Source organism: Actinospineispora eucalypti (assembly GCF_039543365.1).
Taxonomy (GTDB): Bacteria; Actinomycetota; Actinomycetes; order Mycobacteriales; family Pseudonocardiaceae; genus Pseudonocardia; species Pseudonocardia eucalypti.
This window is the reverse complement of the sequence record NZ_BAABJP010000001.1, coordinates 328,332-340,942: the sequence shown is the minus strand read 5'-3', so window position 1 is coordinate 340,942 and position 12,611 is coordinate 328,332. Positions and strand designations below refer to the sequence as shown.

At 72.0% G+C, this 12,611-nt stretch carries 13 protein-coding genes; 7 read left to right on the top strand and 6 right to left on the bottom strand.

Translation table 11 applies throughout. The annotated features are described in order from the left end of the window. Positions 1-82 precede the first annotated feature (82 nt). Positions 83-730 (top strand): PspC domain-containing protein, encoded by a 648-nt coding sequence (locus ABEB12_RS01640; protein WP_345702475.1) that lies wholly within the window; start codon positions 83-85, stop codon positions 728-730. On the opposite strand, the gene ABEB12_RS01635 is transcribed toward ABEB12_RS01640, so the two are convergent. Continuing rightward, complete coding sequence (locus ABEB12_RS01635; RefSeq protein WP_185058599.1) at positions 721-1,299, bottom strand: TIGR03086 family metal-binding protein; 579 nt, start codon at positions 1,297-1,299, stop codon at positions 721-723. The two genes, ABEB12_RS01640 and ABEB12_RS01635, sit on opposite strands and share 10 nt — an antisense overlap. A gap of 63 nt (positions 1,300-1,362) precedes the next feature. On the opposite strand from ABEB12_RS01635, the gene ABEB12_RS01630 reads away from it, so the two are divergent. Further along, the gene (locus ABEB12_RS01630) at positions 1,363-2,349 is read left to right on the top strand and encodes a WYL domain-containing protein (RefSeq protein ID WP_185058598.1); all 987 of its coding nucleotides are present in this window, start codon (positions 1,363-1,365) and stop codon (positions 2,347-2,349) included. Between the two features lie 49 nt (positions 2,350-2,398). Here the strand turns inward: ABEB12_RS01630 and groL are convergent, their stop codons facing one another. Beyond that, complete coding sequence (gene groL / locus ABEB12_RS01625; protein ID WP_185058597.1) at positions 2,399-4,030, bottom strand: chaperonin GroEL; 1,632 nt, start codon at positions 4,028-4,030, stop codon at positions 2,399-2,401. A 244-nt stretch (positions 4,031-4,274) separates the two neighbouring features. Then, a complete protein-coding gene (locus tag ABEB12_RS01620; protein ID WP_185058596.1) occupies positions 4,275-4,478 on the bottom strand; it encodes a cold shock domain-containing protein in 204 nt (67 codons plus the stop codon). Between the two features lie 116 nt (positions 4,479-4,594). Here ABEB12_RS01620 and moeA point away from each other — a divergent pair, with 116 nt between their 5' ends. The 3 genes from moeA to pssA all read left to right on the top strand — a co-directional run bounded on the left by moeA (position 4,595) and on the right by pssA (position 8,007). After that, positions 4,595-5,854, top strand: coding sequence for a molybdopterin molybdotransferase MoeA (gene moeA / locus ABEB12_RS01615; RefSeq protein ID WP_345702474.1), 1,260 nt, complete (start codon positions 4,595-4,597; stop codon positions 5,852-5,854). A 397-nt stretch (positions 5,855-6,251) separates the two neighbouring features. Continuing rightward, a complete protein-coding gene (locus tag ABEB12_RS01610) occupies positions 6,252-6,974 on the top strand; it encodes a phosphatidylserine decarboxylase (protein ID WP_185058594.1) in 723 nt (240 codons plus the stop codon). A 10-nt stretch (positions 6,975-6,984) separates the two neighbouring features. Beyond that, positions 6,985-8,007 carry a CDP-diacylglycerol--serine O-phosphatidyltransferase gene (gene pssA / locus ABEB12_RS01605; RefSeq protein ID WP_185058593.1) on the top strand — a complete coding sequence of 341 codons (1,023 nt, stop codon included), beginning with the start codon at positions 6,985-6,987 and terminating at the stop codon, positions 8,005-8,007. A gap of 336 nt (positions 8,008-8,343) precedes the next feature. Here pssA and ABEB12_RS01600 read toward each other — a convergent pair whose 3' ends face one another. Then, positions 8,344-9,303: a LytR C-terminal domain-containing protein gene (locus ABEB12_RS01600; RefSeq protein ID WP_345702473.1), complete on the bottom strand. Its 960-nt coding sequence runs from the start codon at positions 9,301-9,303 to the stop codon at positions 8,344-8,346. Beyond that, entirely contained in the window at positions 9,300-9,575 is a 276-nt protein-coding gene (locus ABEB12_RS01595; RefSeq protein WP_185058592.1) for a DUF3263 domain-containing protein, read from the bottom strand. Before ABEB12_RS01595 ends, ABEB12_RS01600 begins: the two co-directional genes overlap by 4 nt. Before the next feature lie 320 nt (positions 9,576-9,895). On the opposite strand from ABEB12_RS01595, the gene ABEB12_RS01590 reads away from it, so the two are divergent. Beyond that, positions 9,896-10,483 carry a peptide deformylase gene (locus tag ABEB12_RS01590; RefSeq protein WP_185058591.1) on the top strand — a complete coding sequence of 196 codons (588 nt, stop codon included), beginning with the start codon at positions 9,896-9,898 and terminating at the stop codon, positions 10,481-10,483. Here the strand turns inward: ABEB12_RS01590 and ABEB12_RS01585 are convergent. Next, positions 10,449-11,594 (bottom strand): low temperature requirement protein A, encoded by a 1,146-nt coding sequence (locus ABEB12_RS01585; protein ID WP_185058590.1) that lies wholly within the window; start codon positions 11,592-11,594, stop codon positions 10,449-10,451. The two genes, ABEB12_RS01590 and ABEB12_RS01585, sit on opposite strands and share 35 nt — an antisense overlap. Before the next feature lie 92 nt (positions 11,595-11,686). On the opposite strand from ABEB12_RS01585, the gene ABEB12_RS01580 reads away from it, so the two are divergent. Next, positions 11,687-12,607, top strand: coding sequence for a trypsin-like peptidase domain-containing protein (locus tag ABEB12_RS01580; protein WP_185058589.1), 921 nt, complete (start codon positions 11,687-11,689; stop codon positions 12,605-12,607). Positions 12,608-12,611 lie beyond the last annotated feature (4 nt).

Below are 12,611 nucleotides of genomic sequence, written 5' to 3'. Positions count from 1 at the left end.
CACACACCAGGGTCACCGTTCAGGGGCGAATCCGGGCACAGCCCCGAGGTGGCCGGGCCGGCGGGGCGACACCCTCGGAGGCATGAACGAGACCGCCACCGACAAGGTCCCCACGCCCGAGAACCCGTCCGAACCGACCGAACCGCGGGCCGCCGAAGTTCCGGCGGCACCGCGGTCCGAACCGGCGGACACCCAGCCCACGACGGACACCGAGCCCGCACCGCCCCAGGAAGCCGAAGCACCGGCCACTGAGGCACCGGCCACTGAGGCACCGGCCACTGAGGCACCGGTCACTGAGGCACCGGTCGCCGAGCCACCCGCTGCCGAGACCCCGGTTGCCGACACCTCTGCCACCCAGGCACCGGCCACCGACACCCCGGTCGCCGAGTCACCCGCTGCCCGGCCGGCCCCACCACCGGCCGAGCCGGCCCCACCACCCGCCGAGCCGACGCCGCCCGCCATCCCGCCGGCCCCGGCTCCGGCGCTACCGCCGGCCCCTCCGGCATCCCCGCCATCCCTGCCCGGGCGGTCCACCCGCCTGGTGCGCAGCCGGTCGGACAAGATGATCGGCGGGGTGTGCGGCGGGCTGGCCAAGGTGTTGAACATCGACCCGCTCATCCTCCGGCTGGCCCTGGTGCTGGCCACCGTGCTCGGCTTCGGCGCCGGTGTGGTGCTCTATGTCGCCTGCTGGATCCTGATGCCCGAGGAGGACCAGCCGACTCAGCGGTGATGGCCCACCCAGTTGGCGAGGCGCTCGGTGGGTCCGGCGTCCGGGGCCGGGTCGACCGGCGGCCCGAACGGCACCCCTTCGCCGCGCTGATCGGCCGGCAGGGTCTGTTTGAACACCGCCAACGTCGCCTCGGCCGCGTGAGCGGGTCCCTCCGGGGGCTGACCAGTGGCCACAGCGAGATCCCAGCCGTGCACCACGGCCTCGTCCAGGTAGCCCCACAGGGCAGCCCGGCCGGGCATGGTGCCCCACGGAACGGTCACCACCGTGTCGAGCAGGCCGTCGTCCGACCAGACCGACAGCATCTTCTGGACGCCGGCACCGAAGGCCAGCGCCCAGTCGTCGCCGGGTACCTCGGGGGTCACCAGTGGCACGGACAGCGCCGAGCCACCCTCCCCGACCACCCTGCTCCGTTCGACGACGGTGACCAGATGGCCGAGCATGGTGCGGACGTCGAACTCGGGGCACGGGGTAGGGAGACCGAACTGATCGGGCCGGACGTTCTCGATGAGAGACTGCGCCCAGGCGAGTGCGTCGCGGTAGAGCGGTCGGGGGTCTGGTTGTTGCGTCATGAGTGGAAGTCTGTCCGCCATATACGACATCTTCTGTCGTATATGTGAGAGAGAGTTCCGGGCATGCGCGCCGACCGACTGCTCGCCCTGGTCCTGCTGCTGCGCGCGCGAGGTCGGCTGACCGCCGCCGCCCTTGCCGCGGAGCTCGAGGTGTCCACCCGGACCGTGCTGCGCGACATCGACGCGCTGTCCGCCGCCGGCATCCCGGTGTACGCCGAACGGGGCCGGGACGGCGGTTTCGCGCTGCTGCCGGGCTTCTCCACGGACCTGACCGGCCTGACCCCGGACGAGGCCGTGGCCCTGCTGACCGCCCAGTCCGCCGCCACCCCGGAAGCCCTCGGTCTCGGCCCGGCGTTCGCCTCGGCGATCCGCAAGGTGGTCGCCGCGCTACCCGCCAGCACCCGCCCCGGCGCCACCGAGGCCGCCGAACGCGTCCTGGTCGATCCGCGAATCAGGTGGACCCGCTGCCCGCCCCCTCTGGACGAGCCCGCGCTGGCCACCGTGCAGCGCGCGGTGTTCGCCGGGCGCAGGCTGCGCATCCGGTACCCGACGAACACGAAGGACCCGGACTCCGAGCAGACCTGGCGGGTCGTCGATCCACTCGGCCTGGTCAACACCGCCAACCGCTGGTACCTGCTGGCCCTGCACGACGCGCGGGACCGCACGTACCGGGTCTCCCGCATCAGCGAAGCCGTCGACCTCGACGAACCCGCCCGCCGGCCCCGGGGCATCGACCTGGCCCAGCTCTGGCGACGCCGCCAGGCCGACTTCCGGTCCCGCCTGACCAGCGTGTCGGCCCGGGTACGGGTCCGCGCCGAGCGCCTGGACGAACTGGTCCGCACCTGCCTCGGCCACCTCAGCGAGCCCGGAGAACACCCCGGCTGGCTGCTCGTGGACATCGAGTTCGCCGACCTCGGCCACGCCGAGCACGTCATCTGGTCCCTGGCCCCCCACGCCGAAGCCCTCTCCCCGCCCACCCTCCGCACGGCGCTGGCCGAGCGCGCGAAGGTCGTCCACACACAGCATTCGGCGCCGGCACCCGAGCGATAGCCCGTGTGCCGGCGCCGAAGCGTGTGTGCCAGCTAGGAAGAGCGTGGACTCAGAAGTCCATGCCCCCGCCCATGCCACCGGTGGGGTCGCCCGCGGGAGCGGCCGACTTCTCCGGCTTGTCCGCGATCACTGCCTCGGTGGTGAGGAACAGCGCCGCGATGGATGCCGCGTTCTGCAGCGCGGACCGGGTGACCTTGGCCGGGTCGATGATGCCGGCCTTGATCAGGTCCTTGTACTCGCCGGTGGCCGCGTCCAGGCCCTCGCCGGCGGGCAGGTTGCGCACCCGCTCCGCCACAACGCCACCCTCGAGGCCGGCGTTGATCGCGATCTGCTTGAGCGGAGCCTCCAGCGCGACCTTGACGATGTTCGCGCCGGTCGCCTCGTCGCCGTCCAGGCCCAGGCCGTCGAAGACGGTGGCCCCGGCCTGCAGCAGGGCGACGCCACCACCGGCGACGATGCCCTCCTCAACGGCGGCCTTGGCGTTGCGCACCGCGTCCTCGATGCGGTGCTTGCGCTCCTTCAGCTCCACCTCGGTGGCGGCACCGGCCTTGATCACCGCAACACCGCCGGCCAGCTTGGCCAGGCGCTCCTGCAGCTTCTCGCGGTCGTAGTCGGAGTCGCTCTTCTCGATCTCGTTGCGGATCTGCTGGACCCGCCCGGCGATCTGGTCGGCGTCGCCGGCCCCGTCGACGATGGTGGTCTCGTCCTTGGTGACCACCACCTTGCGGGCCCGACCCAGCAGCGCCAGGTCGGTGTTCTCCAGCTTGAGGCCGACCTTCTCCGAGATGACCTCGCCACCGGTCAGGATGGCCATGTCGGTCAGCATCGCCTCGCGGCGGTCACCGAAGCCCGGGGCCTTGACGGCAACGGACTTGAAGGTGCCGCGGATCTTGTTGACGACCAGGGTGGCCAGGGCCTCGCCCTCGACGTCCTCGGCGATGATGGCCAGCGGCTTGCCGCCCTGCATGACCTTCTCCAGCAGCGGGAGCAGGTCCTTGACGGTCGCGATCTTGGAGCTGACCAGGAGGACGTACGGGTCCTCCAGCTCGGCCTCCATGCGCTCGGCGTCGGTCACGAAGTAGGGCGAGATGTAGCCCTTGTCGAAGCGCATGCCCTCGGTGAGCTCGAGCTCGAGCCCGAAGGTCTGCGACTCCTCGACCGTGATGACGCCTTCCTTGCCGACCTTGTCCATGGCCTCGGCGATCAGCTCGCCGATCGAGTTGTCGGCCGCGGAGATGCTCGCGGTGGCCGCGATCTGCTCCTTGGTCTCGACCTCCTTGGCGGTCTTCAGCAGCGCCTGCGCGACGGCCTCGACGGCCTTCTCGATGCCGCGCTTCAGCGCCATCGGGTTGGCACCGGCGGCGACGTTGCGCAGACCCTCGCGGACCAGCGCCTGGGCCAACACGGTGGCCGTGGTGGTGCCGTCACCCGCGATGTCGTCGGTCTTCTTGGCAACTTCCTTGACCAGCTCGGCCCCGACCTTCTCCCACGGGTCCTCGAGCTCGATCTCCTTGGCGATCGACACACCATCGTTGGTGATGGTGGGCGCTCCCCACTTCTTCTCCAGCACGACGTTGCGGCCGCGCGGGCCGAGCGTCACCTTGACGGCGTCGGCGAGGGTGTTCATGCCGCGCTCGAGCCCGCGGCGCGCCTCCTCGTCGAACGCGATCATCTTCGCCATTGCGGTGTGGTCCTCCGGTAGGGATGACACGAGACGGTCGGCGACGGCGCCCGCGACGGACGATCGGCAACCCTGCGCACGATCTCACCGGGCCGACCCATTTCTGGCACTCAGGCGTGCCGAGTGCCAGTCCCGTGTGTAGCACTCTCCCCCGCCGAGTGCAAGCAGACCCGCCCTGGATCCGGCCGCTCGCGAAACGAGGGGCCGACCGGTTGGTCGACCCCTCGTCCCGTGCGTGGTGCAACTAGATCCGGCGTACCGCCTCCGCCTGACTGCGGCCATCCCGACCGGCGGTGGTCTCGAACTCCACCCGGTCGCCTTCCTCGAGGGTCCGGAAACCTTCCATCTGGATGGCGCTGTAGTGCACGAAGACGTCGGGGCCACCATCCGTCGCGATGAACCCGTAGCCCTTTTCCGAGTTGAACCACTTGACCGTGCCCTGGGCCACGGCATCCTCCATTTTGTTGCTGACAACTCGGCCCGACGCTACCCCAGACTGATCCAATTTTGACCCCTTTCGTTCACCGGCCATCTCAGGTAACTGGGATGCGGGAGGATGCTTCTGTGCGCACCGTCGACGAGCACCGCGCGGCCGTTGCCGCGCTGCTGAAACCCACCCCGATAGAGACCCGACCACTGGCCGAGGCGCTGGGACTGGTCCTGGCGGAGGAGCTGCGCGCGGCCGTGTCGCTGCCGCCGTTCGACAACTCCGCCATGGACGGGTACGCCGTGCGCGCGGCCGATGTGGCCGACGCCACCGAGGCCGCGCCGGTGCGGCTGCCGGTCACCACCGACATCCCGGCCGGCCGCACGGACCACCCCACCCTGGCGCCCGGCACCGCGCACCGGATCATGACCGGCGCACCGATGCCGGACGGCGCGGACGCCATAGTCCAGGTGGAGCACACCGACGGCGGCCCCCCGGGCGGCGAGGTGCGCATCGACCGGGCGGTGGCGCCGGGGCAGCACCTGCGGCGGGCCGGCGAGGACGTCTCGGCCGGCGAGCTGGTGCTGCCGGCCGGGGTGGACCTGGGCGCGGCCCGGATCGGGCTGGCCGCCGCCGTCGGGGTGGCCGAGGTGCGGGTGCACCGGCCGGCCCGGGTGCTGGTGCTGTCCACCGGGTCGGAGCTGGTGCCGCCGGGGAAGCCGCTGCGGCACGGGCAGATCTACGAGTCCAACGGGGTCATGCTGGCGTCGGCGGCCCGAGAGGCCGGCGCGGTGGTCGAGCAGCTGCGGTTCGTGCCGGACGACGTGCCGGAGTTCCTCGCGGTGCTCGGCGAGCGGTTGGGGCCGGGCCATGAGGACGGCCCGGTGGACCTGGTGCTCACCTCCGGCGGGGTCAGCGCGGGGGCTTACGAGGTGGTGAAGGACGCGCTGGCGAAGCGGGGCGTGGAGTTCATCCGGGTGGCCATGCAGCCCGGCGGGCCGCAGGGCGCGGGCCGACTCACCCGTTTGGCCGGTCCGGCGAGTGTTAAGACCCAAACGGCGGATTACCCGGCGGTAGTGACCTTGCCCGGCAACCCGGTCAGCTCCTGGGTGTCCTTCGAGGTGTTCGTGCGGCCCGCGCTACGGGCGGCGATGGGGCACCCGGACTCGGCTCGTCCGGTCGTGTGGGCCTCGCTCGGCGAGGAGTTGCGGTCACCGGTCGGCAAGCGCCAGTTCCGCCGGGGGACCTACGACCCGTCGAGTAACACGGTGCGCACGGTCGGCGGCCCGGGTTCACACCTGCTCTCCGCGTTGGCCAGGGCAAACTGCTTGTTGATCCTGCCCGAGGAAACGGAGCGCCACGAAGTCGGCAACCGGGTCGAAGTGTGGCTGCTCTAGCGCTGATCGAGTGAATCGGACACGCCGACGCAGGTCTCGCCACCTCAACGCAGCGTCACTACCAGTAATTTCATCGAGTGTGACGAAGGTCACACCACCTCCATGCAACATCTGGGCGGCGTGGCGCGTCACCATAGATGTAAGCGTTCGTCCGAACGGTCCATGTACAGCGGAGTTTCCGCCGTTTCTCTGGACCACCGAGCGGGCGCTCGGGAATACTTTGAGCCACGGTGGGTAATACACCACCACACGGACCTACCGCTTGTCGCTGGGGAGCGGACGAGCGGTTCCACGGCCGGGGTCGTCGTCTCGGGGGATGACGGCCCCGGCCTTTTAATTCCCGCGTAGCGTGTGCACCGCCCCGCACCCGGCCCCGCAGAGGACTCGACTCACCTTCATGGACGCACCAGACTCGCCGTCGAACGCGCCGGACCTGGCGCACATCGCCGGTCTGATCCGCTCCGCCATTCCTCCGATGCACCCCGGTGGCCGTCCCGTCGTGGCCGGCGTGGGCGCCGCCGCGCTGCTGCTGCGCGCGATCACCGGGCGCGGCACGCTGCTCGGGCTGGCCGCCACCGCCGCCGTGGCCGCGTTCTTCCGCGAGCCCACCCGGGTCGCGCCGGACCGGCCGGGCGCGCTGCTCGCCCCGGCCGACGGCACCGTGGCGCTGGTCGACCACGCCCTGCCGCCCGCCGAGCTGGGCCTGCCCGAGGAGAAGCTGCCGAGGGTCAGCGTGTTCCTGTCGGTGCTGGATGTGCACGTGCAGCGCATCCCCAGCGACGGGCGGGTGGAACGGGTCGTCTACCGGCCCGGCAAGTTCCTCTCCGCCGACCTGGACAAGGCCAGCGAGGACAACGAGCGCAACTCGCTGCTGCTGCGCCTGGCCGATGGGCCGGAACGGATCGGCGTGGTGCAGATCGCCGGGCTGCTGGCCCGGCGGATCGTCTGCCAGGTCAACGAGGGGTCCGAGGTGGCCGCCGGGGAGACCTACGGGCTGATCCGGTTCGGTTCCCGGGTCGACACGTACCTGCCGCCCGGCGCGCGGGTGCTGGTTTCTCCTGGACAACGCACCATCGGTGGCGAGACGGTGATCGCCGAACTGGACCGGAACGGCAGCTGAGGCGGGCAAAATGGCCGTGAACGCATCCCGAGGCGTCCGGCTGCTGCCGAACGCGATCACCGTGCTGGCGCTGTGCGCCGGGCTCTCCGCGGTGCAGTTCGCCCTCTCGCAGCGGTACGAGCTGAGCATCGCCGCGCTCACCGTGGCGGCCATCCTGGACGCCTTGGACGGCCGGATCGCCCGGCTGCTCGACGCCACCAGCAAGATGGGCGCCGAGCTGGACTCGCTGGCCGACTGCGTCTCGTTCGGGGTGTCCCCGGCGCTGCTGGTGTTCATCTGGCGGCTGGAGGGGAACCGGTTCGGCTGGGTGGTCGCGCTGGTGTTCGCGGTGTGCGCGGCGCTGCGCCTGGCCCGGTTCAACACCCTGCTGGACTCGAACGAGCAGCCGCCGTACGACAAGGAGTTCTTCGTCGGCGTTCCGGCCCCGGCCGCCGCGCTGCTCGCGGTCACCCCGCTGCTCATCGAGCTGCAGATCGGACCGGGCCCGTGGTCCTCGCCGGTGGTGGTCGGGGTGTGGCTGCTGCTGGTCGGCGCACTGATGATCAGCCGGCTGCGCACCCTCTCCTTCAAGACCGTGCGGGTGCCGGCCAGCCTGATCGCGCCGCTGCTCGTGCTGGTCTGCCTGGCGGCGGCGCTGCTGATCACCGTGCCGTTCCTGGCCCTGGCCCTAGCCGTGCTGCTGTACCTGGCGCACCTGCCGTACGCGGTCTACCGGTACCGGTGGTTGGCCCGGCATCCCGAGGCGTGGTACGTCGCCGCGCGGCAGCGCCGCGCGGCGGTGCGCGCCACCCGGCCCCTGGGTCGGCGCCCACCCCTGCGCCGCCGGGTCGCCGGTGCGGCCAAGGCCCGTGCGGCCGCCCTCAACTACCCGCGCCGCCGCCGGGAGAACGGTGCCGCCAACGGCCAGACCGAGGCACTCACCCCGCCCCCGGCCGAACGCCCCGGCGACGGTTCGCCCGCCGGCCTGGGTTCCTGGCGCAGCCGCCGCCGCAGCGGCCGACTGGGCCTGCGCAAGATCCGCCGCCCCCGCTAGCCGGCCTGTTCGGCGCGCCCGGTCCGGCCCGGGCGGTGGTCTTTGGCGACCTGGCCTGGAGTGCCGTTGGATGATCGTCGTCTCTGGCGAATCAGCCGCCATTTGAGGCTGTTCAGTCGGCGAACGTGCCAGGCGCTGGGGTGCCGCCCGTGGCGGTTGGTCGGTCGGGGGCGTTTCATGGTCAGGTAGCGGTGAGAGACGTTTTGCCGACTGGAAACGTCTCTGGCTGCGACATGACCATGAACCCGAGGTCGGGCACGTCCCTCGCGTCACTTGTGTTTCACGAGTGGTACGTGATGGGACTGGCGATCAAGCCCGATCACCGCCGGCGCGGCGTCAGCGGCGTTGGAAGTCCTTGGTGAGGATGACGATCAGGCCGGGTGAGGCGTCGGCGATGCCGGCGAAGCGTGGTTCGGCGCGCATGCCGAAGCTGCTGGCCAGGGAGCGGGCGGCGGCCTGCTCACTGGTTCCGGCGCGGTAGTAGACGGTGCTGGTCGCGATGTTGCCCTGGGCGTAGTTGCCCACCTCGGTGACCGTCCAGCCGGAGTCCCGGAACTCCCCGGCGGCCCGCTCGGCCAAGTTCTTGATCAGGCTGTTGTTGTAAACCCGGATCGGGGCCTTGACCAGCTCGGTCGGGGCCTCGTTCTCGGGCGGCAGCCCGGCGCCCGGCAACGGCTTCTGTGGCTGGGGAGCGGCGGCCGGTGGAGTCGCCGTTGCCGGAGCGCCGGGCGCCGGAGCACCCGGGGCGGTAACGCCAGGGGCGGGAGCGCCCGGGGCGGGGACGGCCTGAGCGCCCGGAGGCGCGGCCGGAGCTTGCGGTCCGGGCGCGGGAACGCCAGGAGCGGGGGCACCCGGGGCCGGAGCACCCGGAGCCGGAGCACCCGGAGCCGGAGCCGGAGCACCCGGGACCGGAGCCGGAGCACCGGGGACCTGCGCACCTGGATCGGGCGCACCGGGAACCTGCGCACCGGGAACCGGAGCGCCCGGAGCCGGGGCACCGGGGACCGGCGCGCCAGGAGCGGCACCGGCCGGCGCCCCCGGAGCAGGAGCACCGGGCGCCGGAGCCTCAGGAGCGGGAGCGGCCTGGCTGGGCGCGGGGGCGGCGTTGGGAGTGGGTGCGTCGCCGCCACCGGCCAGCGAGACGAGGCCGACCACGGCCGCCACGGCCGCGACGCCGAGCAGCGCGTACCCGGCCAGCCGCAGCGGCGAGGCGCCACCGCCGCCGTAGCCGGCGTGCTCGTCCGGCTCGGCGAGGTCCTCGTCCGAGTAGTCCTGGTTCATGGGGGTTTGGGTCACCGGGCCTGCATGCCGAATCGGGCCGCGGCGCGGGTGCGCTTGCGGCTCACCCGCAGCCGGCGCAGCCGTTTGACCAGCATCGGGTCAACCGACAGCGCGGCGGGCTTCTCCAACAGGGCGTTGAGAATCTGGTAGTAGCGGGTCGGGGAGAGGTTGAAGAGCTCGCGGACCGCCTGTTCCTTGGCGCCCGCGTATTTCCACCAGCGGGCCTCGAATGCCAGGATCTCGTGCTCGCGGCGGTCAAGCTCGGCCAACGTCTCGACGGAGTTCATACGCGCTCCTCGACCTGTCGGACTCTGCCCCAAAACAACACCACTGTAACAACACCCATGTAATTCGGGCGCTATTACACCATGCGAGGCAACCAACACGCCACCTGGTGCCTCGAGCGGGCAAACCCTACCGCTGGCCAACCGGCGCCGTATCGTCGGCGCGCGCCGAACTGGGCGCGCGCTCGGCAGCGCGTTCCGCGGTGTCTCCCGCGCGCGCCGAACTGGGCGCGCGCTCGGCAGCGCGTTCCGCGGTGTCTCCCGCGCGCGCCGAACTGGGCGCGCGCTCGGCAGCGCGTTCCGCGCTGGATAGGGTCGAGGCCATGGCAGTCCGACCCATTCGCATCATCGGCGACCCGGTTTTGCACAACCCCACTCGCCCGGTCACCGAGTTCGACGACGAGCTGCGCACGCTGGTCGCGGACATGTTCGACACCATGGCCGCCGCCGACGGGGTCGGGCTGGCGGCCAACCAGGTGGGCGTGGACCTGCGGGTTTTCGTCTACGACTGCCCGGACGAGACCACCGGCGAGATGCGCCGGGGCGTGGTGGTGAACCCGGTGCTGGAAACCTCCGAGCGCCCGGAGACCATGCCCGACCCGGACGAGGACCTGGAGGGCTGCCTGTCCGTGCCCGGCGAGCACTACCCCACCGGCCGGGCGGAGTGGGCCAAGGTCACCGGCGTCGACCTGGACGGCAACCCGGTCGAGGAGTCCGGCCACGGCTTCTTCGCCCGCTGCCTGCAGCACGAGACCGACCACCTGGACGGCACGATCTACGTCGACCGGCTGATCGGCCGCAACCAGCGCGCCGCCCGCAAGATGCTGAAGAAGGAGGGCTGGGGCGTCCCCGGCCTGTCCTGGACCCCGGAACCGGCTAGCCCCGCCGCTGACCCAGCGAGCGGGCGGTGACGAGCGCGGCCAGCAGCACCGCGGTCACGTGGATCGGCGCGTGGCTGAACGGGCTGGCCAGCACCAGCAGCGCGACCACCGGGTAGGACGCGTTCAACCAGGCCGGCATGACCCCGCCCCGGATCCGCAGAAGCCACACGACCAGCACGTACACGGCCACCGGCACGGCCGTCGCCCAACCGGCGGCCATCGGGGTGAGCGTGGTCTGCCCGGTGTCGAAGTCCACCGCGACCTCCAGCCCCGCGCCGACGGCGGCCACCGCCGCGAACACCGGATAGTGGCCGTACGCCCAGGGCAACGCGGCGGACAGCGAGTCGAGGGCGCGCGGCGCCGGGCGGTCGAAGTACAGCCACCACATCGCGAACACGATCACGACCCCGGCGGCGGCCAGCCCGAGCAGCGTGCCGAGGTGCTCACCGTCGGCCAGGCTGTGCTGGATCGCCGAGGTCGAGGCGAGCACCACCTCGCCCAGCACGATCAGGGTGAACAGGCTGTACCGCTCGGCCAGGTGCTCCGGATGCCAGGTGGTCGGCTCGACCCGCTCGGCCCAGACCGGTACGGCCATCTCGGCCAGCGCCAGCACCACGAACCCAGCCACCCCCCAGGCCCCGGGCAGCGCCAGCCGCAGCACCCAGCCGACCTGGACAGCGGTGATGCCGGCGGCGAAGCGCAGCGCGGTGGCCCGGCGGGGCGGATCGCTGCGGGCGGCGCGCAACCACTGCGCCACCATGGCCAGCCGCATGATCACGTAGCCGGCGGTGACGACCAGGAGGTCCCGCTTTTCCAGCGCGGCCGGCACGCCGGCGGCCAGCACCAGCGCCCCGACGATCTGCACCAGCGTGGTCAGCCGGTACAGCCCGTCGTCGTTGTCGTAGGCCGAGGCGAACGCGGTGAAGTTGTTCCAGGCCCACCAGATGGCGAAGACCACCATGAGGTAGCCCAGCACGCCGGCACCCACGTGGGCCTCGGTCAGCGCGTGGTGCAGCCCGGAAGCGGCCAGGGCCACGGCGACCACGAAACACAGGTCGAAAAACAGCTCCAGCGCGGTGGCCGTCCGGTGCTCCTCGGTGCGCTCCCGCGCGAGCATCGGCCGCACCCAATTCCCGGTCATGCCCGCATCATGCCCTTGATCCGTTCCGGAACACGGTTCCGGCATCGCGCGTTCATTGATGTAATGATGTAATTCCCGGAGGCGAGGCCGAGATGGACGAGCTGGACGCCTACTCACGGACAGTCACCGCGGTCGCGGCGGCGGTGACCCCGCACGTGGCCGCCGTGCGGATCAACCGGGGCCGGGCCAGCGGCGCCGGCTCGGCGGTGGTTTTCACCGATGACGGGCTACTCCTGACGAACGCGCACGTGGTGGGCACGGCGGAGCGCGGCGAGGCGGCCTTCGCGGACGGCACGGAAACCGAGTTCGACGTGGTCGGCGGCGACCCGCTGTCCGACCTGGCGGTGCTGCGCGCCCGGGGCGACACCCCGAAGGCGGCTACCCTGGGTGACGCCGACCGGTTGGTGGTCGGGCAGCTGGTGGTCGCGGTGGGCAACCCCCTGGGCCTGGCCGGATCGGTGACCGCCGGCGTGGTGAGCGCCCTGGGCCGCTCGCTGCCCACGCGCAGCGGCCGCGCCGCCCGCGTCGTGGAAGACGTGATCCAGACCGACGCCGCGCTGAACCCGGGCAACTCCGGCGGCGCGCTGGCCAACGGCCGGGGCGAGGTGGTCGGCATCAACACCGCCGTGGCCGGCGTCGGGCTGGGCCTGGCGGTGCCGGTGAACTCCACCACCCGGCGGATCGTGGCCACGCTGCTCGCCGACGGGCGGGTCCGCCGCGGCTACCTGGGCCTGGTCGGCACCCCCGCGCCGGTGCCCGCCGCCGTGGCCGAGCGCTACCAGCGGCGGAAGGGGTTGCGCCTGGTCGAAGTGGTGCCGGGCAGCCCGGCCGCCCGCGCCGGCCTGCGCGCCGGTGACCTGGTGCTGTCCGTCGGCCGGCAACCCGTGACCGACGCGCAGGGCATCCAGCGCCAGCTGTTCGCCGACTCGATCGGCACCGCGCTGCCGGTCACCGTGCTGCGCAACGGGGCGATGGTGGACGTAATCGCCGTCCCCTCCGAACTAGCCGGCTGATCGT

What these genes read in the sequence shown, in the direction of transcription:
- ABEB12_RS01640 (WP_345702475.1), top strand. Translation starts at nt 83, where the DNA reads ATGAACGAGACCGCCACCGACAAGGTCCCCACGCCCGAGAACCCGTCC.
- ABEB12_RS01635 (WP_185058599.1), bottom strand. Translation starts at nt 1,299, where the DNA reads ATGACGCAACAACCAGACCCCCGACCGCTCTACCGCGACGCACTCGCC.
- ABEB12_RS01630 (WP_185058598.1), top strand. Translation starts at nt 1,363, where the DNA reads ATGCGCGCCGACCGACTGCTCGCCCTGGTCCTGCTGCTGCGCGCGCGA.
- groL (WP_185058597.1), bottom strand. Translation starts at nt 4,030, where the DNA reads ATGGCGAAGATGATCGCGTTCGACGAGGAGGCGCGCCGCGGGCTCGAG.
- ABEB12_RS01610 (WP_185058594.1), top strand. Translation starts at nt 6,252, where the DNA reads ATGGACGCACCAGACTCGCCGTCGAACGCGCCGGACCTGGCGCACATC.
- pssA (WP_185058593.1), top strand. Translation starts at nt 6,985, where the DNA reads ATGGCCGTGAACGCATCCCGAGGCGTCCGGCTGCTGCCGAACGCGATC.
- ABEB12_RS01595 (WP_185058592.1), bottom strand. Translation starts at nt 9,575, where the DNA reads ATGAACTCCGTCGAGACGTTGGCCGAGCTTGACCGCCGCGAGCACGAG.
- ABEB12_RS01590 (WP_185058591.1), top strand. Translation starts at nt 9,896, where the DNA reads ATGGCAGTCCGACCCATTCGCATCATCGGCGACCCGGTTTTGCACAAC.
- ABEB12_RS01585 (WP_185058590.1), bottom strand. Translation starts at nt 11,594, where the DNA reads ATGACCGGGAATTGGGTGCGGCCGATGCTCGCGCGGGAGCGCACCGAG.
- ABEB12_RS01580 (WP_185058589.1), top strand. Translation starts at nt 11,687, where the DNA reads ATGGACGAGCTGGACGCCTACTCACGGACAGTCACCGCGGTCGCGGCG.